The following is a 24,283-nucleotide window of genomic DNA, read 5'->3' as shown; positions in this document are numbered from 1 at the left end:
ATGCTTTAGCCTCCGGCCCGCAAAGAGAAACCGGGGCGGCGGCGGAAGCCCGCGGCGGCCGGAACCCAGGGGAGGGAACATGTCCGGGATGACCAAGGCCGGCCGGGCGCTGGCCGCGGGCCTCTTATCCACCGCCATCCTGTCGGCCCCGTCGCTGGCGGCGCCGGGGACGGATGGCCTGTTGTTCCGCGTATCGGCGGACAGGGGCTTCGTCGCCGACGTGGCCGGCGGGCAGGCGGTGCCCAACTTCCAGGCCAAGGTGAAAATCGTGTCCACCGGCGTGTCCGGTGGCGCCATCGAATGGCAGGACGACGGGGTGCTGGCCTGGGACGCGCCGGGCAACATCTACGCCCAGCGCGGCACGCTCTCCTTCTTCTGGCGGTCGCGCTATCCCGTGGGCGCGGCGCCTTTCGTCATCTTCCGCGTGGGTTTCGCCGACCACACCAGCTGGGACATGGCGTGGCTGCGCATCGACTGGAATGGCCATGGCTTCGACGCCTTCGTCACCGACGCCAACCTGGCGCGCACCCGCGTCTCTTTCACGCTCGATACCCCGCCGGCCCCCGACGCCTGGATCCCCATCGCCTTCGCCTGGGATGAGACGGCGGGCGTGCGCCTGTACGTGAACGGGCGCGAGGCGGCGCGCCAGGACGCCAAGGGTGATTATGACGTGGGGCTGGACCAGTTCGGCCTTGCCGGCCGCACCATCTCCCCCCACCAGGTGCAAAGCCGCTACAGTTTCATGCGCGGCGGCGACGTCGACGAGATCCGCGTCTATGACCATATGCTGGCGCCGGCGGAGATGGCGGCCCTGGCGCGCAACGACATGCCGGCGGCAACGCCGGCGTCCATTTCCGATGCCGCCGCCCGCCAGGCCTGGCTGCATCGCTATGGCTGGGAGGACAAGGCGCCGCCCGCGCTGACGGCGCCCGTGACGGCCATCCGCAAGGTCGAGTTCGCCGACGCCAAGGATAAGAAGGAATGGATGTGGAAGGCCACCGACGGCATCCAGGAGACGACATGGCCGGGTGTCTACAACCGCTCCCGCCTGCCCGGGCGCAATGACTATTTCACCCTGCCGGACTGGAACACCTATGTGGAGGGTGGGCAGGCGCTGGACCTGGCGCTTCCCGATGAGCCCTTCAACCGTGTGGAGATACGGGGGGCCGCGTACGGCAGCCTGGACTACGCCGGTGCCGACGGCGCCTTCAAACCGCTGGCCAAGCGCCGGCAGGGCCCCGTGCGCACGGTGGACCAGTTCGGCACCCGCCAGGGCGGCCGCCTGCGCTTCACCAACGTCGCCCAGGAAACCCCCATCCAGGAGATCTGGGCCTACAACGTGACCGAGGGGGCGGAGCCGCAAGGCACGGTGAAGCTCAGCTACACCATCCGCAGCGACGCGGCCCCCGACTACGACAATCTGGCGGCCCTGCGCGGCTATATCGCCGGGCGCTACCCCGCCAATGAGCGCAGCACGGTGGTGGCCCTGCCGGCGGAGGCGCCGGTGCGCAAGCGGGCGGCGGAGACCGTCCCGGCCATGCCCATCGTTCATGTGCTGATCCCCTCCGGCTTCGGCGATCCGCCGGTGGCGCAGCCGCTGATGCGCGCCTGGGCCTATGGCTGGGAGAACATGCACGACGGGTTGGACGGCATCGCCATCGACCTGCCGGCGCTTGGCGTGACGCCAGCCAGGGACGGGCTGATCCCCCTGAACATCCAGATCAAGGACCCCATCTGGCCGGACCGCGACTTGGTCGATGTGTCGGTCTCGGTCAAGCCGGGGCAGGCGCGCACCCTGTGGCTGGACACGCGCGACCGCATCCTGACCAACGACAGCCTCTACCTGACCGTCGCCTCGGCCGCTCCCGACTTCACCGCCCACAGCCTGGACGGCGCCCGCATCCGCCTGGTGTTCAAGGACCGGGAACAGGCGAAGGTGGAGCACATCGCCGACCGCCTGAACCAGGTGAAGGACAATTGGGGCTTCCTGGTGGAGGAGCACACCACCTCCAAGCGCCAGCGCCTGTACCGCCGCCTCTTCGGTGACGTCAGCGACCTGCTGCGCGTGGATCCGGACAATTTGCTGGGCCGCTATTACTGGGCGGACATGAGCTATGGCGCGCAGGGCTGGCCCGCCTTCACCCAGCCGCAGGCCCCGGCCGGCGTGCCCCTGTGGGCCTTCCGCCAGGTGGAGGACATGAAGCTGATCCGCCGCTTCGTCGACTGGTGGATCGATGAACGGCAGGTGCCCTATGGCGATTTCGGCGGCGGCATCTCCGACGACACCGACCTGACGGAGCAATGGCCGGGCCTGGCCCTGATGGGGGTGGAGCCGGACAAGATCAGGGCCTCCCTGGCGGCGCTGATCGACGCGCAGTACCGCAACGGTATGATCACCAACGGCCTGGGCACCATCACCACCGATGAGCTGCATTCCTATGAGGAAGGCATCAACAGCAACAGCGAGGCGCTGTACCTGAACTGGGGCGAGCCGCGCACGGTGGAGCGGCTTATGGCCACCACCAAGGCGCTGGCCGAGCGCATCATCCTGCCCAATCCCAACGGCCATGTGCACTTCGCCACCAACTGGTTCAGCGGCACCCAGGCCTATCGCGAGGGCCCGTGGGAATGGCAGAAGCCCCATTCCTTCATGATCACCCATCCCGCCATCCTGATGGGCGTCTACAACGCCAACCCCAAGGCCCGCGCCCTGATCCAGGGCCTGGCCGACGGCTACCTAGCCCATGGCAAGCCGGGCGGGAAGGATGGCACCGTGTCTTACCCGGCGGAGATCAACTGGCGCACGGACGCGGAACGGGACGGGGACCTTGCCAAGGCGGTGGGGGAGGTGGGGGCGATGCAGACCTTCTGGGCCAGCTACCGCTGGACCGGCGACGCCAAGTACCTGGGCCCCATCCTGTCGCGCGTGGCCCAGGCGGGCCCCCGCGCCATCGATGAGCTGAACGAGAACGCCATCGACGTGCTGGGCCGCCGTGACGATTGGGGCCGGGCCATGACCGCCAAGGCGGACAAGGCCGGCCCTGCCAGCCTCAGGGGCGACAGCGGCTTCGCCCCCTACATCGCCTGGCAGATGACGGGCGACACGCATTGGCTGGAGGAGTTGCACGCCGCCGCCATCCAGTCCAAGTCGCAGACGTTCTATATGAACACCGAAGGGCACTGGTGGTCCGACCGGGTGGATCTGCCCAGCGACGTCCTGCAACGGGAACGGCTGGGCGGCGTGGCCCTGCGGCGCAACTACCTTTACCCCGGCCACACCGTCAGCTGGCGCTTCGCCGAGCCGGACGGGGCGGAGCAGGTGGCCATCCTGCTGCCCGGCGCCACGCGCGACCATTTCAAGGTGGTGGCCTACAACCTGTCCGACCGGCCGCAGGCGGCGCGCATGACCACCTGGAACGTCACCGCCGGCCATTGGCACATGGCCAGCGGTACCGCGACCGAGGGTGGCGACAGCATCACCGGCGCCACCGCCCGCCAGACCGTGGACTTGGAACGCAGCGCCGGCGTGGACGTGGTGTTCCAGCCGCACCAGACCACGGTGCTGGAGTTCTCGTTGGACCAGGCGACCACGCCGACGGAAGCCCGGCCGGACATCGGCATCGGCCGTGACGACGTGCGGGTGGAAAAGGGCGTGCTGCAGGCCACCGTGCACAGCCTGGGCGGGGCGGACGCGCCGGCCGGCACCCTGTCGCTGGTCGATGCCGCTGGCACGGTGGTGGCCACGGCATCCGTGCCGGCGCTGCCCGCGCCCCTGGACCTGGTGCCGCGCACGGTGGAGGTGACGCTGCCCCTGCCCCGGGGCTTCAAGGCCCAAGGCGCCAGCGTGCGGGTGGCGCTTGACCAGCCGGAGCTGACCCTGGCCAACAACACCGTGCCCTTGCCCTGAGGTGCGAAGGAAAAGGCCGGCGAGGGGGAGCTCCCGCCGGCCTTTCTCATTGCACCGAGGTAGACCGCTACTGCGGGCGTCCGGCGCCGGGGGCCGCCTCAAGCCGCCTTGATGGCGGCCAGGAAGCGGCTGACGTGGGTCTGCAGCACGCCGGACTGTTCCGACAGGTCGTGGGCGGCGCCCAGCACCTGGGTGGCGGCGACGCCGGCCTGGCCGGCGGCCTCCGTCACCGCCCCCAGGGCATCGGCGACCCCCTGGGTGCCGGTGGCGGCCTGGCCCACGTTGCGGCTGATCTCCGTGGTTGAGGCGCCTTGCTGTTCCATGGCGGCGGCGATGGAGGTGGAGATGCCGTTCACCTCCTCGATCACCGCGCCGATGGCCTGGATGGCGGTGGAGGTGCGGAGTGACACCTGCTGCACCGCCGTGATCTGGGCGGCGATGTCCCCCGTCGCCTTGGCCGTCTGGTTGGCCAGGCCCTTCACCTCCGCCGCCACGACGGCGAAGCCCTTGCCGGCCTCCCCGGCGCGCGCGGCCTCGATGGTGGCGTTCAGCGCCAGCAGGTTGGTCTGCTCGGCGATGGTCTGGATCAGGGTCACCACCTCGCCGATGCGCTGGGTGGCGTCGGTCAGCCCGGCGACTGTGGCCATGGTCTCGCGCGCGTCCTGACTGGCGCGGCTGGCGATGGCCTGGGCGTGCACCACCTGGCGGTTGATCTCGGCGATGCTGGCCGCCATCTCCTCCGCCGCGGCGGCCACGGTCTGGACGTTGGCGGTGGTCTGGTCCGCGGCGGCGGCGGCGCTGGCCGACTGGCGGTTGGTCTCCTCCGCCACGCCGGACATGCTCTGCGCGGCGGTGTCCAGTTCGGCGGCCGCCCCGCTGAATTGGTGCAGGATGTGGGAGGATTGCCGGTCGAAGTCGCCGACCAGGCTGTCGATGGCGGCGACGCGGCGGGCCTTGGCCGCCTCCGCCTCCCGCTGTTCGGCGGCCAGGCGCTCGGCCTCCACCAGGCCGTCGCGGAACACCTGGACGGCGCGCGCCATGGCGCCGATCTCATCCTGGCGGTCGGCGCCGGGGATGGCGGTGTCCAGCTGCCGCTGGCTCAAGCGCGTCATGACCGCCGTCAGCTGACGGGTGGGCCGCCCGGTGGTCAGCACCGTGACGGCGCCGGCGGCAAAGGCCACGGCCAGCGCAACGGCCAGCGCCAGCAGCGTGCCCAGGCGCGAGATGCCGGTGGTGTGGTTCAGCAGGGCGTAGGCGTCCTGGCCGGCGCGGTAGTTCAGGTCCGCCGCGTCCGTCAGCACCTTGACCAGGGCGCGCGTCTGGTCCCGGTTCTCGCCGGCGTACAGCTTCAGCGCCGTTTCCCGGTCGCCCTTGTGCAGGGCGTCGATAACCTGGGTGGACGAGGCGAGGAATCGCGGCCACAGGGTATCGAACTGGTCCATCTGCGGTCGTTCGATGGTGATCAGCGGGTCGTAGGCCCGGCGGCCCTTGGCCACGCGGTCCAACTCCTGGGTCACGGTCTTTTCCTGCTCGGCCCGCGCCGCGTCGTCGGTGGTCAGCAGCATGCCTTGCTGGAAGCGCCGGGCCTCCAGCACGCCCTGTAGCAATTCGTTGCTGGCGACGATGGAGGGCAGGGCGTCGGTTCCCAGGTCGGCGGCGGCCGCCTCGATGCGGGACAGGCGCTCCAGGGCGAACAGCCCCAGGCCCAAGGTCACCAGCAAGACCAAAGCGAAGGCCGAGACTATACGGGTGCGCAAGGAAAGGTCGACAAGACGCGGCATGGCGGCTCCTGAAGCGGATTGCGCTGGGGTCCCTATCCATTTCCCACAAGAGATACCCCTTTATGAGAGAAGGACATGGGGTGCACCTGTCCAATTGCCACCCCCGTTAACCTTGTATCCTGTCGCATGCCGGTGCGCTGCGGCGTTCCGCCGCTATCTTGCTATCAATTACATGGCATTTTATTTAATCACAACTGGTCAGGACTGGTGGCTTTACTCGGCCGGTTCCGCCAGTTCGGCCGTTTCCACCTGGCGCAGCACAGTGCGCAGGGTCAGGGCGTTGTCGCTGCCGAAGGCGTGCTCGAACCGCGCTTGCGCCGCCGTCCACAGCGGCTGGGCCTGGGCGATCAGATCCCGCCCCTCCGCCGTCAGCACCAGCACCCGGCGGCGCTTGTCCGCCGGCGTGATGGTCAGGCGCACCAGGTTGCGCTTCTCCAACGGACGCAGCAGATGCCCCAGGGTGGAGCGGTCCATGGCCAGCAGGGCCGCCAGATCCTGGATGCTTCTGGGCCCGTGGCGGTTCAGGCGGGACAGGATGGAGTACTGGTTGATGCCCAGGCCCGTGGGTGCCAGGGCCGCGTCATAGAACTTGGTCAGGCGGCGGGAGGCCTGGCGCAAGGCGGCGCAGTTGCACTGCGTGGGTTCGGACGGATCGATGGCGAGGGGGGTGGTGTCAGGCATGAACGGTCCTGGTGGAAACGGGCGCCAGCGTATCAGGCGCGCCCGAGGTGACGCTGTCAACGATTATATGGGCAATTACCCATAAATGCGGCATGCTCGCGTTTGGAGATCCCATCCAGGGATTGGCCACAACCGGAGGAACACCCCATGCCGCTCGCCCGTATCGACCTGGTCAAAGGCAAGTCCGCCGAATACCGCCACACAATCGGGGAGGTGATCTATGAGGCCATGCTCAGCACCCTGAACGTGCCCAAGGACGACCGTTTCCAGATCATCACCGAACATGGTGACAGCGACTTCGTGGCCGACCCCACCTATCTGGGCATTCATCGCACCCGCGACACGGTGATCATCCAAATCACCCTGAACCAGGGGCGCACGCTGGAGGTGAAGAAGGCGTTCTACAAGGCGGTGGCCGATGGCCTGCACGCCCGCCTGGGCCTGCGGCGCGAGGACGTGTTCATCAACCTGGTCGAGGTGCCCAAGGAGAACTGGTCCTTCGGCAACGGCGAAGCGCAGTACGCGTCATGAGCGGGAAATCGGCGCTGATCGTCGGCGCGGGCAAGGGCATCAGCGCGTCGCTGGCCCGCCTGCTGGCGGCGGAGGGGTATGGCGTGGCCCTGGCCGCGCGGAACACGGACAAGCTGGCCGACCTGGTGGCGGAAACGGGGGCCCGGGCCTACGCCGTCGATGCCGCCGAGCCCGAGGCGGTGGCCGGCCTGTTCGAACGGGTCGACACCGACCTGGGCGTGCCGGAGCTGGTGGTGTTCAACGCCAGCGCCCGCGCGCGCGGACCGGTGCAGGACCTGGACCCCGCCCAGGTGCTGGAGTCCCTGCGCGTCTCCGCCTACGCCGGTTTCCTGGTGGCCCAGGCCGCGGCGGTGCGCATGCGCGTGCTGAGCCGGGGCAGCATCCTGCTGACCGGCGCCACCGCCAGCGTGAAGGGCATGGCGGGCTCCACCCCCTTCGCCATGGGAAAGTTCGCCTTACGCGGCATGGCGCAGAGCCTGGCGCGCGAGTTGGCGCCGCAGAACATCCACGTCGCCCATTTCGTCATCGACGGTGGCGTGGCCAGCAGCTGGTCCAAACCGGGGGAGGAGGGGCCGGCGGACAAGTGGCTGGACCCTGACGCCATCGCCCGGGAATACCTGCACATCCACAATCAGCACCGCAGCGCCTGGACCTGGGAGGTGGAACTGCGCCCGTGGGTCGAGAAGTTCTGACCCAGCGGCTTGTGCCGCTGTAGGCCCCGACGGGGCCGCCGGAGATTTTCGGGGAGCGTAGCGGACTGGAAATCGAGGATGAGGCAAGCGGGCGGATGCCCGCGCCCGCCGCTTGAGGGAACAGTATTGGTTCCGGCGCCACTCAACGGTCTCTTTGAGAAGACTCGTTTGTGTGGCGCCGGTCCCGCTTGGATGCTGGCCGCTTCGATCTTACGGAGGCGATCATGGGCAAGCAGTTGAAATTGGGCTTCATCCTTCATGGCGTGGGGCGCACCTGGGGTGACTGGCGCCACCCCGACGCCCAGCCGGACGCCAGCACCAATTTCGCCTTCTACAAGCGCCAAGCGCAGGTGGCGGAGCGGGGCAAGTTCGATTTCCTGTTCGTGGCCGACAGCGTCTACATCACCGAGAAGTCCAGCCCCCACTACCTGAACCGGTTCGAGCCGCTGACCATCCTGTCGGCGCTGGCGGGCGCCACCAGCCATATCGGCCTGGTCGGCACCCTGACGGTCAGCTACAGCGAGCCCTACAACGTGGCCCGCCAGTTCGCCTCGCTGGATCATATCAGCGGTGGCCGGGCCGGGTGGAACGTGGTTACCAGCTGGCTGGAGGGCAGTGCCGCCAACTACGGCAAGGCCCAGCACCTGGCCCACGACCAGCGCTATCGCCTGGCGGCGGAATACCTGGACGTGGTCCAGGGGCTGTGGGACAGCTGGGAGGATGATGCCCTGGTCCATGACAAGGACAGCGGCGTCTTCTTCGACCCGAAGAAGCTCAACACCCTGGACCACAAGGGTGAATTCTTCCAGGTGAAGGGGCCGCTGAACATCGCCCGCAGCCCACAGGGCCAGCCGGTCATCTTCCAGGCCGGCGCGTCCGAGGACGGCAAGAACTTCGCCGCCAAGCACGCCGACGCCATCTTCGTCGGCCAGGACGAACTGGCGGAGGCGCAGGCTTACTACGCCGACGTGAAGGCGCGGGCCGCCGGCTTCGGCCGTGACCCGGACAAGGTCTTCATCCTGCCGGGCGTGGCGCCGGTGGTGGGCGCCACCGAGGCGGAGGCCGAGGCGAAGTACCAGGAACTGGCCAGCCTGGTCTCCATCGAGAACGCCCTGTCCATGCTGGGCCGGCCGTTCAACGACCATGACTTCAGCCAGTACGACCTGGACGCGCCCTTCCCGGACGTGACGGCCGTGGGCCTCAACAGCAACCGGAGCAGCGTGCTGAAGATCGTCAGCGCCGCCCGGCGCGACGGCCTGACCCTGCGCCAGGTGGCCCAGCGCTTCGCCACCCCGCGCGGCAACTTCGTCGGCACGCCGGAACAGGTGGCGGACAAGTTCCAGCAGTGGCAGGAGGCCAAGGCCGCCGACGGCTTCGTCTTCTTCGAGGCGCTGCCCCGGCAGCTGGACGTGTTCGTGGACACGGTGGTGCCCATCCTGCAAGAGCGTGGATTGCTGCGTCGGGAGTACGACGGCGAAACCTTCCGCGACAACCTGGGGCTGGACGTGCCGGTCAACCGCTTCACCGCCGCCAAGGCGGCGAAGGGCGCGGCGTAAGCGGGCAGGGGGCGGGGGGCAGCGGGCGGTGGGGCAGGGGCCGTCTGCACGGCGCCACCACCTGCCCACCCTTCGCACGACTCACGGCCTCACGAAAAGTTGTATCTACCCGGAGACGTTGCGCCACCGCCTTTGGGATGGACATGCTGCGCCATCCATTGAGGGGAGTGGCTTATGGGCAAAGCATATGCTGTCGGGGCCGTTGTCGCCGCCATGCTGGTGGCTGGTCCCGCCTTCGGACAGGCGACCGCCCGGCCTTGCGGTGTGGAGGAAGCGGCCGGCCCCGCCTGCCTGATGGCCCATCAGAACATCGCCGCCTTGCCGGAGGGCGACATTTATTGGCACCTGGACACCTTCCCATCCAAGGCGGCGGCGGAGGCGGCGGCCAGCAAGACGGGCAGCGTGGTCGCGGCCTTCGGCAAGGTCTGGCTGTTCACCATCGAAGGGAGAGGATGGCGGCCCCCGCAGGGTGGTACGCACGTGGCGGACATCGGGCCCCTGCCGGTGACCTCCGCCGCTTCCTATTCGGCGGAATATTTGCGTTCGGTCTTCACGCCCGGCATGACCGCGCCCTTGCACGTGCATTCGGGGCCGGAGGCTTTCTATGCGCTGACCGGGGATACGTGCCTGGAGACGCCGGCCGGTGCACGGCAGGAGCGGGGACCGGGCAACAGCCTGGTCATCGAGGGCGGCCCGCCCATGTTGCTGATGGCCATTGGCCAGATACCGCGTCGGGGCTTCGCCCTGATCCTGCACGATGCGGCCCAGCCGCCGACCACCCTGATCCAGGACTGGCATCCGCAAGGACTTTGTGCCCGGCAGTTCGCCAGCGACCAGGGGCAATAGCGGCTGGGCCGGTGGTGGCGCCGCCCTGGTGGAGGGGTCACGCGCCGGCCGGAAAATCGGTGGACAGCGCCACGTCCCGCCACTGCGCCAGTTCGGCGGCGACAAAGGCGTTCTTCTTCTCGATGGCCGCCACCGTGTCGCTGCCCAGGGGCAGGCGCACGGGCGGCTGGGGCGCGTTGGCCAGGGCGATGATGGCCTGGGCCAGGCGGGCCGGGTCGCCCGGCTGGGCATGGTTGGCGCCGGCGGCGAAGTCGCGCATGCCGCCCACCGTGGCGTGATAGTCCGCGATCTGCACCTTGGTACGCGACAGCGACTGGTCATCCAGGAAGTCGGTACGGAAGAAACCGGGTTCCACCACCGTGGCGTGGATGCCCAAGGGGGCGACCTCCAGCGCCAGCGCCTCGGTCAGGCCCTCCACCGCGAACTTGGTGGCGCAGTAGGGGCCCCAACCGATAAAGGACTGATAACCGCCGATGGACGACACGTTGATGATGCGGCCCGAGCGCTGGCGGCGCATGTGGGGCAGCACGGCGCGGGTCACGGCCAGCAGGCCGAAGACGTTGGTGGCGAACAGGCGTTCCACCTCCGTCCCGCTGGCTTCCTCGACTCCGCCCAGCAGGCCGTAGCCGGCGTTGTTCACCAGGATGTCGATGCGGCCAAAGGTCTTGATGGCCTGTTCCACCGCCGCCTGGGTTTGCGCCTCGTCGGTCACGTCCAGCTTGGCGGCCAGCAGGCGGGGGTGGTCACCCAGGCGGGCGGTGATGGCGGACGGGTCGCGGGCGGTGGCGACCACGGCGTCGCCGGCGGCCAGGGCCTGTTCGGTGATCAAGGCGCCGAAGCCCCGGGACGCCCCGGTGATGAACCAGACACGCATGATGCTCTCCTTCGCTTTTTGGGGGCCGGGGCCCATCGCCACCGGCTGACGAGGGAAAAGCTAGCGCCGTGTCGCTGGTGAATTAATGCTGGGAATTCGCGTTGTCCTGATGAGATTATTTCATCAATAATGCCGACCCATGAAGCGCATCGATCCGGCGGAGCTGTCCGTCTTCCTGGCCATCGCCACCCATCGCAGCTTCCGCAAGGCAGCGGTGGAACTGGGCGTGACACCGTCCGCCCTCAGCCACGCTTTGCGCGCTATCGAGGAACGGCTGGATCTGCGCCTGGTGAACCGCACCACGCGCAGCGTCGCCCTGACCGAGGCGGGGGAGCGCTTGTACACCCGCATCCGGCCGGCCTTCCTGGACATCCACGACGCCATCGAGGATTTGAACAGCCTGCGGGGCCAGCCTGTCGGCACCCTGCGCCTGAACGCGTCGCAGGCGGCGGCGCGCCTTGTGCTGCTGCCCCTGGTGCTGCGCTTTCTGGCGGCCTTCCCCGACGTGCGGGTGGAGATGGTGGTGGACGACGCGCTGGTCGACGTGGTGGCCGGTGGTTTCGATGCCGGGGTGCGCTTCGGCGAAAGCATCGCCGGCGACATGATCGCGCTGCCGCTGGGACCGCGCCAGCGCTTCGCCGTGGTGGGATCACCCGGGTATTTCGAACGCCATCCGGTGCCGGCCAGCCCCCATGACCTTCGGGCCCAGCCCTGTATTCGCTACCGCTTCCTCAGCGGCGCGCTGTATCGCTGGGAATTCGAGCGGGCGGGCGTGGCGTTGGATGTGGAGGTCGACGGCCCCTTGACCCTGAGCGACCAGGACCTGATGGTGGACGCCGCCTTGGCCGGCACGGGCCTGGCCTATGTGTTCGACGCCCGCGTGACCGACCTGGTCGCGTCCGGCCGCCTGGTGCGGGTGTTGGAAGACTGGTGCCCCTATTACCCCGGCCTGTTCCTCTATTACCCCAGCCGCCGGCACCTGCCGGCCGCCCTGCGCGCCTTCATCGACTTCGCACGGGCGCCGGGCCAGGGCCGTCCACATACGGGACGGCCCTGAGCCCAGGATGTCAGCCGGTGATGTCAGCCCGCCCCGTTGGCGGCGCTGAGCACGGCGCGGACGGAGGCGGTGGCGACGTCGGTGTCGATGCCCACGCCGAAGACCTTGCGGCCATCGCCGGTGCGGCACTCGACGTACGCCGCGGCGCGGGCGTCGCCGCCGTGGCCGATGGCGTGTTCCTGGTAATCGACGATGTCCAGGTCCACGCCGCAATCGGCCTTCAGCGCGGCCAGCACGCTGGACAGCAGGCCGTTGCCCCGGCCGCTCACGCTACGCTCCTCCCGGCCCACGCTGATGCGGCCGACGAACATGCGCTCCCGGCTGCCGGCGGCGCCGGTCTCCTGGTAGTCGATCAGTTCGAAGCGCTGCAGGCCGGTCAGGCAATAGGTGTCCTGGAAGATGGTCCAGATGTCGGCGGCGGTCATCTCCCGGCTGGTCTCGTCGGCATAGCCCTGGACCACGCGGCTGAAGTCGATCTGCAGGGGGCGGGGCAGCTTCAGGCCCTTGTCCTGTTCCAGGACCCAGGCGATGCCGCCCTTGCCCGACTGGCTGTTGACGCGGATGACCGCCTCATAGCCGCAGCCCAGGTCGGTGGGATCGATGGGCAGATAGGGCACGTCCCAGATCTGGTCGTTGCGGCCGGCCTGCGCCGCGAAGCCCTTCTTGATGGCGTCCTGGTGCGATCCGGAGAAAGCGGTGAACACCAGTTCGCCGGCATAGGGGTGGCGGGGGTGCACCGGAATCTGGTTGCAGTACTGCACCGTCTGCACGACGGACTGGATGTCGGAGAAGTCCAGGCCCGGATCCACGCCCTGGGTGTACAGGTTCAGGCCCAGGGTCACCAGATCGACATTGCCCGTGCGCTCCCCATTGCCGAACAGGCAGCCCTCGACACGGTCGGCGCCGGCCTGCACCGCCAGTTCCGCCGCCGCCACGCCGGTGCCCCGGTCGTTGTGCGGGTGGACGCTGATGACGACGCTGTCGCGGCGGCTGATCTGGCGGCAGAACCGCTCGATCTGATCGGCGTAGATGTGGGGGCCGGCGGCCTCCACCGTGGCCGGCAGGTTCAGGATGACGGGCTTGTCCGGCGTGGGTTGCAGCACGTCCAGCACCGCCTCACACACCTCCAGGGCGAAGTCGGGCTCCGCCGTGCTGAAGGTCTCGGGCGAGTATTCGAAAATCCAGTCGGTCTCGGGATACTTCTCCGCCTGTTCGCGCAGGATGGTCACGCCCTTGACGGCGATGTCCTTGATGCCGGCCCGGTCCATGCCGAAGACGATGCGGCGCCAGGCGGGGGAGATGGCGTTGTACATGTGGACGATGGCGCGGGGGGCGCCGCGCAGGCTTTCGAACGTGCGCTCGATCAGGTCGCGCCGCGCCTGGGTCAGCACCTGGATGGTGACGTCGTCGGGGACCTTGCCGCCTTCCACCAGGCCGCGGACGAAATCGAATTCCGTCTGCGAGGCGGAGGGGAAGCCGACCTCGATCTCCTTGAAGCCGATCCTCACCAGCATGTCGAAGAAGCGCTGCTTCTTCTCCGCGTCCATGGGGTCGATCAGGGCCTGGTTGCCGTCACGCAGGTCGGTGGACAGCCAGCGCGGCGCCCGGGTGATGGCGCGGGACGGCCAGGTGCGGTCGGGCAGGTCGGCATGGGCGAAGGGGCGGTACTTGGTGGAGGGGTCGCGCAACATGGTCAGGGCGTCTCTGCTGCAATGTATTCAGTCGGGGAAGGTGAATACGGCCAGATCTACAGCCGCCGGATGGCCGTCAGGCCCGGCGACCGCCGATAAGGAGCAGGCGCGGCGCGGGGGCGCTGGGGGCGGCTTTGGCTTTGTCAGAGAGGCCCATCAACGGGGCGGTGCGACACGACATTTGGATACTCACGAACCTTGCGCAAACTTATGACGAAATCCCCGGTCCTCTCAGGAGGCCGGGTTCATAAGAAGCAGCAGGGTGGTCGCGGTGTCGGTCATGATGCGCAGGATAAAAGCGGCATCCGGGCGGCGTGTCAAGCGAACACGCTCATGAAATTTCAAGGGCGGCCATGCCCTGGCATCAAAGGGTCGATGCCGGGGCGTTGGCGACAATCTTTGGTCGCTCGCTCAACAAAGCCGATGACGGGAGGGATACTCCCGTCATCGGTAGCCCGCGACGGCGGGCGCCGGAGTGAGCACCGCAGGAGCGGAACGAGGACAGCCAAAGGCCCGGATGGGCCTGCCGGCGCTTGAGGAAAACGAACACCTACAACTTACAAATCCAAACTCGCCGAGAAGCGCACGGTGGCCGGCATGCCCGAGTAGAGCGTGGGGCCGCCGGTGGCCCAGTAGCGCTCATTGGTCACGTTGTCGGCGTTGACGCGCAGGGTCAGGCCATTGCCCTGCACCTGGGTCTTGTAGCTGGCGCCCAGGCTCAGCGTCGTGTAGGCGGGCAGGGTGGCGCGGTTCTGCGCATCCGCCGCGCGGTCGCCGGTGTAGTAGACGCCGGCGTTCAGGCCCACGCCGTCCAGGAAGTCCGGATGGTATTCCGCGAAGATGGAACCGGACCAGCGGGGCGTGTTCTCCACCCGCCTGCCGTCCTGGTAGACGCTGCCGGTATTCTCCTGCAGGGCGTTCAGGTACTGGCCGCTGACCATGATCGACAGGTCGGGCAGCACCTCGCCCTGGACGGAGGCTTCGACGCCCTGGTGGATGGCTTGGCCGTTCAGGACGTAGGTGTTGTGGATGTCGGTGTAGGCCAGGCCCCGGTCGATATGGAACCAGGCCAGCGACATCATGGCGCCGCCCACTTCCATGCGGCCGCCAACCTCCACCTGCTTGCTGACGATGGGGTTCAGGATGCTGCCGGCGTTGGTGGTGCCGTCCGGCGCCGTGCCGGCGCTCTCCAGCCCCTCGATATAGGTCGCGTACAGGCTGGACTTGGGCGTCAGTTTGTAGACCAGGCCAGCTGTGGGGGTGACCGTCTGAACCGCGTAGTTGCTGGCGGCCGAGCTGGTGTCGTAGTCGACATAGCGGGCGCCGGCGATCAGCAGCCAATGGTCGCCCAGGTGGGCCATGTCCATGACATAGCCGCCGGTGTCGATGTTCACGCTGCCGGCCAGCAGGCGGGTGGTGGTGAACTTCAGCGTGTCGTAGGCCACGTCCACGGGATCGTACAGGTTCTGCTTCACCCCGACGTAGGACTGCTGGTGCTGGTCCTCCTGGGTCTGGCGGTTGCGGCTGAAGCCCACCAGCAACTCATGGCTGATGGGGCCGGTGTCAAGCTTGCCGGACACCTCCAGCCGCAGGTTCTGGTTGCGGTATTCCTGATCGGGCGTGTAGGTGCCGGTCACGGTGCCGGCGCCGGTGGCCAGGTTGACGCCGCCGAGGTTGGCGATGGTGCGCTGCCGCCGGGTGGAGGCGACGCCGAACTCCGCCCGGGCCGACCAGTCGTCGGTGATGGCGTAGTCGGCGCGGCCCACCACGTTGGTGGCCCAGGTGTTGTAGGGCGCGTTCAGCGGGGCGAAGCGCAGGCTGGGATCGGGGATGGACGGCAGGATGATGGTACCGCCGTTGCCGCCCTTGGCGCCCACGGCGGTGGGCAGCGTGATGCCGCCCGGCTCATCCATTTCGCGGCGGTAGTATTCGGCATCCAGCTTGAAGGTCAGGCGCTCGGTGGCGCGCCAGTCGAAGGCGCCGCTCATCAGCCAGCGCCGGCCGTCCACGTCGTTCACCGGCGTGCCGATGCGCGAGGCGTAGCCGTTGACCCGGGCGCCGTATTCGTTGTGATCGCCGAATTCCCGCCCGATGTCGAAGCCGCTGCCGAAACTGCCGTTGTTGTCGCCGTTCAGGGTGAAGCTGGTGACGGGGTCGGACCCCGCCCGCTTGGTCACCACGTTGACGATGCCCGACGGCGTGCTGATGCCGTAATAGAGCGCCGACACGCCCTTCAGCAGTTCGACCCGCTGCTTGTTCTCGATGGGGATGGGGCCCAGGTTGATGATGGGCAGCGACCCGTTCAGTCGGTAATTGGTGCGGGCGTTCATCAGCACGCCGCGCGAGACGAAGTTGTTGCTGGTCAGGGGGCTGGTGGATTGCTGCGTCACGCCGGGCGTGTTGCGCAGCGCGTCGTCCAGCCCGTGCGCCCCCTGCGCGTCCAGCAGGGCGCGCGGCAGGATGGCGACCGTCAGCGGCGTGTCTAGCAGCGACTGGTTCCGGAAGGCGCCGACCTGCACCACCTCCGCCTTGAAGGAGGGGGCCTGCGTGCCGGTCACGACGATGTCGTCCAGGGCCTTTTCCTGGCCGGTGTCGGTGGCGGCTGTCGTCGTGTCCACGGCGGTGTCCATCGCCTCCGTGGCCTCGGCCCGCAACGGGGCCTGCATCGCCGCCAACAGGGCGAGCATCGACACGGCGCACTTTTTCATCGTGATTCCATTATTCAGTCAGGGTGGGCTGGGCATCCTGATACTGATAATGAGAAACGATCGCAACATCGATTTTAACAATATCGTTAGGCGCTTTTGGCAGGGGCGGCTTGGCGCCATGCCGGCCGCTGGCGTACAGCCGTAGGCGCCGGGGGCGTCGCGGGTCTTACTTCGCCGCTGCTGTCCGGCCGTCCGGGGCCAGGGCGCTGAACTTGAGGCTGTCCAGCATGTGGGTGGCGATGGTGGCGCGTTGCAGGCTGCCCACCGCGTCCGGGGGTATGGAATAGAGCCCTTCCAGATAGGCCTTGTCCGCCGGGCTCAGCGCCCGGATCCGCTGCGCGGACGGGCAGGCGTCCGTGAACAGGCTCAGGATGCTGGGCAGGGGGTTGCATTGGCCCACGGCGCTGGCGGGCTGGGCCAGGACCAGCATGGCCAGATAGTCGGCCAAGCTGCCGAACGTCTCCCCCTCGATCTTGGTGGTGTCCACGATGACGACGATGTTGTCGAAGACGCTGGCCATGTCGTGGGACAGCCGGCTGCCGCCGTTGCCGTGGAACTGGTCCTTCAAGGGATCGTCGGAACGCATGCCTGAGGCGTAATAGGGGTCGTCCACCACGGTGACCGCGCCGTCGCGCACGGCTGTCACGTACCAGGCCTGGATGGCCTGGGTGACCTTGCTCACGGTCTTGGTCTGGTTGACGAAGTGATAGCCCAGCAGGAAGGGCCGTTTGTCGGCGACGGCGTCCATCACGGCCTGGGGCTTGTCGGAAAAGATGATCTCGATGTCGCGCTTGCAGCCCTCCCGCGTCGGCGCGCCCACTTGGCCCGCCACCGTCTTGATGCGGGTGGTGAGGAAGGTGGCCACGTCGGCCGGCACGTTGATCGCCTCCGGACAGACGGGACGCTCCCACCGGGTCAGCTGGTTCAGCCGGGGGAGGGGTGGCCATGGTCCTGGACGAAGCCTTCCGTCGCCCGGGTCAGCGTCTCGACGGTGAAGCGGTTGCCGGTGATGGTGACGGTGGTTGGGCTGTCGTTGGCGGCGGGCGGGTTGGCAGCGGGCGGGTTGGCGGCGGGCGTGTCGGCGGCGGTCTGCGCCGCCGCCGGCAGGGACAGGAAGAGAAGCAGGGCCGCCGCCATGCCCATCCGATGCGCCCGTGCCCTATCCTCCATCATACCCGCCACACCCTTGTCCCGTTTCGCGCTTACTTCGCCGCCAGCGCCGCCTGCAGCCCTGGCGTGAACTGCGCCCCATCCGGCACGGTGATGCTGGAGCCCTTGAAGGCGGTGCCGAAGGGTTCCGCCCGGCCGCCCAGGCAGGCGCCCAGGAACTGTTCGGCGGCGGCGTTGAAGGCGATGTTGTTCTCCGGCCGGGCGAAGCCGTGGCCCTCGTCGGGGAACAGGATGTAGGTGACGGGGATGTTCTTTTCCTTCATCGCCTTCACGATCTGGTCCGATTCCGCCTGGTTGACGCGGGGGTCGTTGGCGCCCTGGCCGATCAGCAGCGGCTTGCTTATGTCCGCCGCCTTGAACAGGGGGGAGGCGTCATGCAGCAGCTGGCGGCCGTCCTCCGTCGTGGGGTCGCCCATGCGCTTGTAGAACTGCTGCTTGCCCGCCTCCCAATAGGGCGGGATGGTCTTCAGCAGGGTGGCCAGGTTGCTGGGTCCCACGATGTCCACGCCGCAGGCGAAGGCGTCGGGGGTGAAGGTCAGGCCGGCCAGGGTGGCGTAGCCGCCGTAGGACCCGCCCATGATGGCCACCTTGTCCTTGGTGGTGATGCCCTGCTTGACCGCCCAGTCGACGGCGTCGATCAGGTCGTCGTGCATCTTGCGGCCCCATTGCAGGTTGCCGGCGGTGATGAAGTTCTTCCCGAAGCCGGTGGAGCCGCGATAGTTGACCGACAGCACGGCATAGCCCCGGTTGGCCAGCCACTGGTGATAGCCGTTATAGCCGTAACCGTCGCGCGCCCAGGGCCCGCCATGGACGAACAGCACCAGGGGCAGGGGCTGGTCGGGGTGGCCGTCACCCTTGCCGTCGGCGCCCGCCGGCAGGGTGAGGTAGGAGACCAGCGTCAGGCCGTCGCGCGCCTTGATTTCCACCGGATGCATGGCGGCAAGCTCCGCGCCCTCCAGCTCCGGCCGGTTGACGAACAGCTTGGTCAGGGTGTGGGCCGCGCGGTCATAGCGGTATGTGGCCGCCGGCGCCGTCACCGGGTCCACCACCACGGTCCAGGCGCTGTCGTCGTCGGTGCGGCTGGTGACGTGGACGTCGCCCTTCAACTGGGCCTTCAGGTAATCCAGGTCGGCGCCGATCTTGGGATCCAGCGCCGTCCATTCGGTGCGCAGGTAGGTCACGGCATAGGCCTGGACCACACCCGTCTTGGGGTCGGCCAGGGTTTCGCTGATGTCGGCCTTGGGGCTCTGCCCCACGATGCGGGTGGCGCCGGTGGCCGCGTCCTGGGCGATCAGGGCGGCCGTGTCCCGGTCGCGGCTGTCGATCCAGTACAGGGTCTTGCCGTCATCGGTGTAGCCGGCGGGCGCGGTGGTCAGGCTGTCGTCCAGCCCCACGCTGGCCACGGGTGTCGCGTCGACCTTGCCGCCGGCCATGCGGAAATAGTCGGAACCGCCGTCGGGCCGCGACTTGGCGGCCAGGCGCAGCTTCAGGGACTCGTCCGCGACGAAGCCGGCATAACCCTCGTTCTTGAACACCAGGGTCAGCTTGCCCGTGGGCAGGTCCAGGCTGTAGACGTCGAACCACTTGGGGTCGCGGTTGTTCAGGCCCACCAGGATGCGGCCCTTGATGTGCCGGCTGGTGCCGACGATGTCCACGCGCGTCTTTTCCTGCGGCGTCAGGGTGCGCTGTTCGCCGGTGACGACATTCACGCCGTACAGCACGAAGTTCTCGTCGCCGCCCTTGTCGTTGACGAACAGGATCATCTTGGCGTCGGGCGACCAGAAATGTTGGCGGATGGGGCGGGTCTTCTCCGCCGTCAGGGCCTTGGCCTTCGCCGGGTCGCCGGCCGGGGCCACCCAGACGTTCATCACGCCGTCGCGCGGCGCGATCCAGGACAGCCACTTGCCGTCCGGGCTCAGCTTGGCCTGTGTGCGGCTGGGATTGCCGAAGAACTTGGCGCGTTCGATCAGGGGGGCGGCCGGGCTGGTGGCCGGCGGGGGCGGGGCTGCCGCCGCGAGGGAAGTGGTGCCCAGGATCACGGCCAGCGCCAGAGCGGCAGAACGCATCGCTTACCCCCAATCTTCGTTGGCATCGTTGTTGGCCGCCGGCATCCCCTGGGGAACGCCGGCGGCGGAATGGACCGAAGATGGGGCCAAGCCCATCACCCGGCAAGTGGCTGTTGGGACAGGGCGAAGGGGCCCGTCCTTATGCGCCGCCCGAGGTAGCCTTGTCGTAGAAGGCGTCCAGGTCCACGACCAGCTGCTTCAGCGCGTCCGGGTTCAGGTAGATCATGTGCCCGGACGGATAATACTTGAACGTCACGTTCTTCCGCTGCGCCGGCTCCAGCGCCATGTGGTTGATGTCGTACTCCGTGTTGAAGAATGGCGTCGCCATGTCGTAGTAGCCGTTCAACGACAGCAGCTGCAGGTGCGGGTTCTGGCGCATGGCCAGGCTGAGGTCCAGCGCCACGTCCGGCACCTCCAGCTTGCCGACGCTGGGCACCTTGTGGTGCCAGTCCCACTGGTCGTTGGCTTCGTCGGAACCGGGGCGGTACTCCAGGTCCGTCTTGTAGCCCAGGTCGCCGGCCAGGTAGGCGCGCAGGCTGGAGACGAAGGCGCTGTTGATGGCGCTGTCGGACGGATCGTACTCCGGCCCCTCGCCGGCGGCGTCCGTGTCCACGCCCAGGAAGCGGCTGTCGAAGCGGCCCACCGTCTGCCGCTTGTCGCGCAGCAGTTCCTTCTGGAAGCGGAACAGGTCGATGCGCAGCTTGGCGCGCTTCAGGTAGTCCGCCGACAGGCCGGTGAAGGTGGCCAGCTGCTTGGCCACGGCGTCCTCCTCCTCCGGCGATATCGTCTGGCCCTTGGCCAGGGCGGCGGCGTAGGGGCCCCGCGCGAAAACGCGCGCCTGCTGCACGAAGGCGGCCAGGTCGGCGGGCTTGTTGGGGATGCGGTTGTGGTACCAGGCGGTGGCGGCGTAGCTGGGCAGGAAGGCGATGTAGCCCTCGTCATAGCCCGGCTGCAGGATACCGTAATTGAGGATGGAGGACAGCAGGATGACGCCGTTCAAATCCATGCCGTCCTGCTGCAGCCGGTTGGACAGCGCCGCGGACCGGGTGGTGCCGTAGGATTCGCCGAACAGGAATTTGGGCGAGTTCCAGCGGTTGTTGAGGCTGACATAGCGGCTGATGGCGCGGGCGAAGCCGTCCACGTCCTGGTCCACCCCCCAAAAATCCTTGCCCTTGGCCTCACCCAGGGGGCGGGAATAGCCGGTGCCGATGGCGTCGATGAACACCATGTCGGTCTTGTCCAGCAGGCTGTCGTCGTTGGCGGTGAAGGTATAGGGCGCCGGGGCGTTGTTGTCCGGGCTGGCCGTGCGCACCCGGACGGGCCCAAAGGAGCCCATGTGCAGCCACAGGCTGGCCGAGCCGGGGCCGCCGTTGTAGAGGAAGGTAACCGGCCGCTTGGCCGCCGGCGCGCCCTCGGCCGTGTAGGCGACGTAGAAGACGCTGGCCGTGGGCTTGCCATCATTGTCGCGGATGGTCAGCGTGCCGGCCGTCGCCTGATAGCGGATGCTCTTGCCCTTGATGGTGACGGTGTGGGACGTGGTCTTGGCCGTCTCGGTCACCGGGGCGCGGGCGGTGGCCGCCTCGATCTGCTCCGCCACCTTGCCGCCCTTGGGCGCGTCGTCCTCGCCCCCCTTGTCCTTCTTGTCGTCCGCCCATCCGGCCACGGCGACGGATGCCAGCAGCACCGCCGTCAACGCCACGATCGTCTTACGCATCCCCACGCTCCCTGTTGCGGGTTGTCATCAAATTGTTTGATGTTTGATGACAAGCCCGCTGTCCAGCCCGTTGCGCTGGGGAGCGACATCATGACTTATTTGGTGGAGCCTCAAGCCCCGGGCGGCCGCATCCGCGGCCTTGGCTTGTCCTCGATTTCCAGTCCGCCTCCGGCTCCCCAGAAATCTCCGGCGCCCGCAGTCGCGGGCTACCAACGGCATGAGGTTTTCATGCCGTTGGCATTAGTGCCCGAGATGCCGTGTTTGCCTTACGGCGCGGCCGGGGCCGCCTTGTCGTAGAAGACGTCCAGGTCGGCGATCATCTGCTTCAGCGCGTCGGGGTTCAGATAGACCATGTGGCCCGAGGGGTAATACTTGAAGGTCACGTTCTTGCGCTGCGCCGGTTCCAGCTCCATGTGGCCGATGTCGTATTCCGTGCCGAAGAACGGGGTCGCCATGTCGTACCAGCCGTTCAGCGACAACAGCTGCAGGTGCGGGTTCTGGCGCATGGCTTGCGCCAAGTCCAGCGCCACGTCCGGCATCTCCATGCGGCGGTTCTCGATCTTGTGGTGCCAGTCCCACTGGCCGATGGCGCCGTCGGCGCTGCGGCGGTAATCCAGGTCGGTTTTATAGCCCAGGTCGCCGTTGATGTAGGCGCGCTGGCTGGAGATGAAGGCGCTGGTGACCGCGTTGGAGGAGGCGTCGTACTCCGGTCCCTCGCCGGCGGAATCGATGTCCACGCCCAGGAAGCGGCTGTCCAGGCGGCCCACCGTCTTGGCCTCATCGCGCAACAGCTCCTTGCGGAAGCGCTGCAGGCTGACGCGCAGCTTGGCCTGCTTCAGGAAGGGGACCGACAGGCCGGTGTAGGTCGACAACTGCTTGGCCACCGCGTCCTCTTCCTCGGGCGTGATGTCCTGGCCCTTGGCCAGCGCCACGGTGTAGGGGCCGCGCGCGTAGTCCCGCACCTTTTGCAGGAAGGCCGGCAGGTCGGCGGGCTTGTTAGCGATGCGGTTGTGATACCAGGCGGTGGCGGCGTAGCTGGGCAGGTAGGAGACGAAGATGTTGTCGAAGCCCGGCTGGCGGATGCCGTAATTCAGGATGGACGACAGCAGCACCACGCCGTTCAGGTCCATGCCATCCTGCTGCAGCCGGTTGGCCAGCGCGGACGAGCGGGTGGTGCCGTAGGACTCGCCGAACAGGAATTTGGGGGAGTTCCAGCGGTTGTTGATGGTGACGTAACGGTTGATGGCGCGGGCGAAGGCGTCCACGTCCTGGTCCACGCCCCAGAAGTCCTTGTCCTTGGCATCGCCCAGCGGGCGGGAATAGCCGGTGCCGACGGCGTCGATGAAGACCAGGTCGGTCTTGTCCAGGATGCTGTCCTCATTGGCGGAATAGACGTAGGGCGCCGGCGGCGTGTTGTCCGGCGCGCTGGTGCGCACGCGCACCGGCCCCAGGCCCATGTGCATCCACAGGCTGGCGGACCCCGGCCCGCCATTATAAAGGAAGGTCACGGGCCGCTTGGTCGCCGGCGCGCCCTCCGCCGTGTAGGCGACGTAGAACACGCTGGCCGTGGGTTTGCCGTTGTCGTCCCGGATGGTCAGGGTGCCGGCCGTCGCCTGGTAGCGGATGCTCTTCCCGTGGATGGTGACGCTGTGGGCGCTGCCCTTGGCCGTTTCCACGATGGGCGCGCGGGCGGTGGCGGCCTCGATCTGTTCCGCGATCTTGCCGGCCTTGGGGCCGTCCTCGCCACCCTTCTCCTTCTTGTCCTCGGCCCAGCCGTGGGTCGTCGCCACGCCGGTCATCAGCACGGCGGCCAGCGCCGCCGCCACCCATTTCACCGTCCGGTTCGCCCCTGCCATCTTTTTCATTCCCTGCTCCTGCCCATGGATTTTGTATCCAATAAAAATTTGATGGTGAAAGCAGGTACGTTTGTCCAGCCCGGACCCTGCGTCACATTGGCAGGCACCCTAAATCCGTCAATGCCACCGCCACCGCCTGGTCCAGCGGCGTGTGCGGTTCGGCGCCCAGGAAAGCCTTGAGCTTGGCGTTCTCCAGCCGCACCGGCCGCTGCCACAGGTAGCGCATCTCCCGCATTTCGCGGAACACAGTGACGAAAGGGGACGCCAGGGTGACCAGCCACCAGGGAAAGGTGGTGATCCTGGGGGTGCCGCCGCCGCGCGCCGCAACCACGCGCTGGATGGCGCGGGCCATTTCCACGCCCGGCTCCAGCCAGTGGCCGCCGAAGTGGAAGCTTTCGAAAGCGGCCAACTCGCTTTCGCGGGCCAGCAGGCGGGCCACCGTCTCCGCCACGTCGGGCAGGTAGGCCCAGGCGTGGCCGACCGCCTGCGGGCCGGGGTAGGGAATGGCGGTCACCGCCTTGCCCGGCTTCACCAGCCCTTGGCCGAACCAGTTGTTGCCTGCATGGGGCCCGAAGAAGTCGCCGCAACGCAGGATCAGGACGCGGGCGCCCTCTTGCGAGGCCTGGCGCAACCGCCGTTCCAGGGCCATGCGGATGCCGCCCTTCACCGTGACGGGGTTCTGCGGCGAGTCTTCCGTGAGGTTGGGCAGGGCGTCCGGCCCGTAATTATAGACCGTGCCGGGCAGCACGATGCGGGCGCCGACGGCCTTGGCGGCGGCGATGGTGTTGTCCAGCATGGGCAGCACCAGCTTGTCCCAGTCCTTGTAGCCGGGCGGGTTCACGGCATGGACGATCACGTCCGCGCCAGCGGCGGCCCGGGCCACGTCGGCCGCGTTCATGGCGTCGCCCTGGATCCATTGGGCGGTGGCCAAGTCGGCGCGGCCGCCCCGCCCCCGGGCCAGGGCCTTCACCGTCCAGCCATCGACCAGCAGGCGGGCCGCCACGGCACCACCCACCCCACCCTTGGCCCCGACCACCAGGACCGTCTTGCCGTTCGTCTTCGCCATCTTTTCCTCCGTCCGCGTCAGTGCGATGCCAGGAAGGTGACGGGCCGGGGGGTTAAACGGAATTGCGCAATGCCGTTGAGCCGATAT

17 protein-coding genes are annotated in these 24,283 nt (G+C 68.0%); 6 read left to right on the top strand and 11 right to left on the bottom strand.

Annotated elements, in window-relative coordinates:
- Window positions 1–79 precede the first annotated feature (79 nt).
- Entirely contained in the window at window positions 80–3,907 is a 3,828-nt protein-coding gene (locus tag UAJ10_RS20145; RefSeq protein ID WP_322917012.1) for a LamG-like jellyroll fold domain-containing protein, read from the top strand.
- Between the two features lie 98 nt (window positions 3,908–4,005).
- Here the strand turns inward: UAJ10_RS20145 and UAJ10_RS20140 are convergent, their stop codons facing one another.
- Complete coding sequence (locus UAJ10_RS20140; RefSeq protein ID WP_322917011.1) at window positions 4,006–5,688, bottom strand: methyl-accepting chemotaxis protein; 1,683 nt, start codon at window positions 5,686–5,688, stop codon at window positions 4,006–4,008.
- 213 nt (window positions 5,689–5,901) lie between these two features.
- Window positions 5,902–6,369: a MarR family winged helix-turn-helix transcriptional regulator gene (locus UAJ10_RS20135; protein WP_322917009.1), complete on the bottom strand. Its 468-nt coding sequence runs from the start codon at window positions 6,367–6,369 to the stop codon at window positions 5,902–5,904.
- 147 nt (window positions 6,370–6,516) lie between these two features.
- Between UAJ10_RS20135 and UAJ10_RS20130 the strand changes: the two genes are divergently transcribed.
- The 4 genes from UAJ10_RS20130 to UAJ10_RS20115 all read left to right on the top strand — a co-directional run bounded on the left by UAJ10_RS20130 (window position 6,517) and on the right by UAJ10_RS20115 (window position 9,994).
- Complete coding sequence (locus UAJ10_RS20130) at window positions 6,517–6,900, top strand: tautomerase family protein (protein WP_322917008.1); 384 nt, start codon at window positions 6,517–6,519, stop codon at window positions 6,898–6,900.
- On the top strand, window positions 6,897–7,592 hold the full coding sequence (locus tag UAJ10_RS20125; protein WP_322917007.1) for an SDR family NAD(P)-dependent oxidoreductase: 696 nt from the start codon (window positions 6,897–6,899) through the stop codon (window positions 7,590–7,592). The genes UAJ10_RS20130 and UAJ10_RS20125 overlap by 4 nt, the downstream gene beginning before the upstream one ends.
- 224 nt (window positions 7,593–7,816) lie before the next feature.
- Window positions 7,817–9,148, top strand: coding sequence for an LLM class flavin-dependent oxidoreductase (locus UAJ10_RS20120; RefSeq protein ID WP_322917006.1), 1,332 nt, complete (start codon window positions 7,817–7,819; stop codon window positions 9,146–9,148).
- Window positions 9,149–9,322: 174 nt separating this feature from the next.
- Window positions 9,323–9,994, top strand: coding sequence for a hypothetical protein (locus UAJ10_RS20115; RefSeq protein ID WP_322917005.1), 672 nt, complete (start codon window positions 9,323–9,325; stop codon window positions 9,992–9,994).
- Between the two features lie 37 nt (window positions 9,995–10,031).
- Here UAJ10_RS20115 and UAJ10_RS20110 read toward each other — a convergent pair whose 3' ends face one another.
- A complete protein-coding gene (locus UAJ10_RS20110; RefSeq protein ID WP_322917004.1) occupies window positions 10,032–10,868 on the bottom strand; it encodes an oxidoreductase in 837 nt (278 codons plus the stop codon).
- Between the two features lie 139 nt (window positions 10,869–11,007).
- On the opposite strand from UAJ10_RS20110, the gene UAJ10_RS20105 reads away from it, so the two are divergent.
- Complete coding sequence (locus UAJ10_RS20105) at window positions 11,008–11,925, top strand: LysR family transcriptional regulator (protein WP_322917003.1); 918 nt, start codon at window positions 11,008–11,010, stop codon at window positions 11,923–11,925.
- A gap of 23 nt (window positions 11,926–11,948) precedes the next feature.
- On the opposite strand, the gene leuA is transcribed toward UAJ10_RS20105, so the two are convergent.
- The 8 genes from leuA to UAJ10_RS20065 form a co-directional block, all read right to left on the bottom strand.
- Window positions 11,949–13,616 (bottom strand): 2-isopropylmalate synthase, encoded by a 1,668-nt coding sequence (gene leuA / locus UAJ10_RS20100; RefSeq protein WP_322917002.1) that lies wholly within the window; start codon window positions 13,614–13,616, stop codon window positions 11,949–11,951.
- Between the two features lie 557 nt (window positions 13,617–14,173).
- On the bottom strand, window positions 14,174–16,303 hold the full coding sequence (locus UAJ10_RS20095; protein WP_322917355.1) for a TonB-dependent siderophore receptor: 2,130 nt from the start codon (window positions 16,301–16,303) through the stop codon (window positions 14,174–14,176).
- A 187-nt stretch (window positions 16,304–16,490) separates the two neighbouring features.
- Window positions 16,491–17,201: a hypothetical protein gene (locus tag UAJ10_RS20090; RefSeq protein WP_322917001.1), complete on the bottom strand. Its 711-nt coding sequence runs from the start codon at window positions 17,199–17,201 to the stop codon at window positions 16,491–16,493.
- Window positions 17,202–17,248: 47 nt separating this feature from the next.
- On the bottom strand, window positions 17,249–17,497 hold the full coding sequence (locus UAJ10_RS20085) for a hypothetical protein (RefSeq protein ID WP_322917000.1): 249 nt from the start codon (window positions 17,495–17,497) through the stop codon (window positions 17,249–17,251).
- A 29-nt stretch (window positions 17,498–17,526) separates the two neighbouring features.
- The gene (locus UAJ10_RS20080) at window positions 17,527–19,560 is read right to left on the bottom strand and encodes a S9 family peptidase (protein ID WP_322916999.1); all 2,034 of its coding nucleotides are present in this window, start codon (window positions 19,558–19,560) and stop codon (window positions 17,527–17,529) included.
- A gap of 139 nt (window positions 19,561–19,699) precedes the next feature.
- Entirely contained in the window at window positions 19,700–21,274 is a 1,575-nt protein-coding gene (locus UAJ10_RS20075) for a S10 family peptidase (RefSeq protein WP_322916998.1), read from the bottom strand.
- 266 nt (window positions 21,275–21,540) lie between these two features.
- Window positions 21,541–23,139 (bottom strand): S10 family peptidase, encoded by a 1,599-nt coding sequence (locus UAJ10_RS20070; RefSeq protein ID WP_322916997.1) that lies wholly within the window; start codon window positions 23,137–23,139, stop codon window positions 21,541–21,543.
- 82 nt (window positions 23,140–23,221) lie between these two features.
- Window positions 23,222–24,196 carry an NAD-dependent epimerase/dehydratase family protein gene (locus UAJ10_RS20065; protein WP_322916996.1) on the bottom strand — a complete coding sequence of 325 codons (975 nt, stop codon included), beginning with the start codon at window positions 24,194–24,196 and terminating at the stop codon, window positions 23,222–23,224.
- Between the last annotated feature and the right edge of the window lie 87 nt (window positions 24,197–24,283).

The organism is Nitrospirillum guaranorum, assembly GCF_034653275.1.
GTDB lineage: Bacteria > Pseudomonadota > Alphaproteobacteria > Azospirillales > Azospirillaceae > Nitrospirillum.
Note: the sequence above shows the minus strand (reverse complement) of the source record. Positions and strands in the feature narration are given on the sequence as shown.

Bases quoted from the DNA above. Each gene is read 5' to 3' on its own strand.
- UAJ10_RS20145 (WP_322917012.1), top strand. From the start codon at position 80: ATGTCCGGGATGACCAAGGCCGGCCGGGCGCTGGCCGCGGGCCTCTTA.
- UAJ10_RS20140 (WP_322917011.1), bottom strand. From the start codon at position 5,688: ATGCCGCGTCTTGTCGACCTTTCCTTGCGCACCCGTATAGTCTCGGCC.
- UAJ10_RS20135 (WP_322917009.1), bottom strand. From the start codon at position 6,369: ATGCCTGACACCACCCCCCTCGCCATCGATCCGTCCGAACCCACGCAG.
- UAJ10_RS20130 (WP_322917008.1), top strand. From the start codon at position 6,517: ATGCCGCTCGCCCGTATCGACCTGGTCAAAGGCAAGTCCGCCGAATAC.
- UAJ10_RS20125 (WP_322917007.1), top strand. From the start codon at position 6,897: ATGAGCGGGAAATCGGCGCTGATCGTCGGCGCGGGCAAGGGCATCAGC.
- UAJ10_RS20120 (WP_322917006.1), top strand. From the start codon at position 7,817: ATGGGCAAGCAGTTGAAATTGGGCTTCATCCTTCATGGCGTGGGGCGC.
- UAJ10_RS20115 (WP_322917005.1), top strand. From the start codon at position 9,323: ATGGGCAAAGCATATGCTGTCGGGGCCGTTGTCGCCGCCATGCTGGTG.
- UAJ10_RS20110 (WP_322917004.1), bottom strand. From the start codon at position 10,868: ATGCGTGTCTGGTTCATCACCGGGGCGTCCCGGGGCTTCGGCGCCTTG.
- UAJ10_RS20105 (WP_322917003.1), top strand. From the start codon at position 11,008: ATGAAGCGCATCGATCCGGCGGAGCTGTCCGTCTTCCTGGCCATCGCC.
- leuA (WP_322917002.1), bottom strand. From the start codon at position 13,616: ATGTTGCGCGACCCCTCCACCAAGTACCGCCCCTTCGCCCATGCCGAC.
- UAJ10_RS20095 (WP_322917355.1), bottom strand. From the start codon at position 16,303: ATGCTCGCCCTGTTGGCGGCGATGCAGGCCCCGTTGCGGGCCGAGGCC.
- UAJ10_RS20085 (WP_322917000.1), bottom strand. From the start codon at position 17,497: ATGATGGAGGATAGGGCACGGGCGCATCGGATGGGCATGGCGGCGGCC.
- UAJ10_RS20080 (WP_322916999.1), bottom strand. From the start codon at position 19,560: ATGCGTTCTGCCGCTCTGGCGCTGGCCGTGATCCTGGGCACCACTTCC.
- UAJ10_RS20075 (WP_322916998.1), bottom strand. From the start codon at position 21,274: ATGCGTAAGACGATCGTGGCGTTGACGGCGGTGCTGCTGGCATCCGTC.
- UAJ10_RS20070 (WP_322916997.1), bottom strand. From the start codon at position 23,139: ATGAAAAAGATGGCAGGGGCGAACCGGACGGTGAAATGGGTGGCGGCG.
- UAJ10_RS20065 (WP_322916996.1), bottom strand. From the start codon at position 24,196: ATGGCGAAGACGAACGGCAAGACGGTCCTGGTGGTCGGGGCCAAGGGT.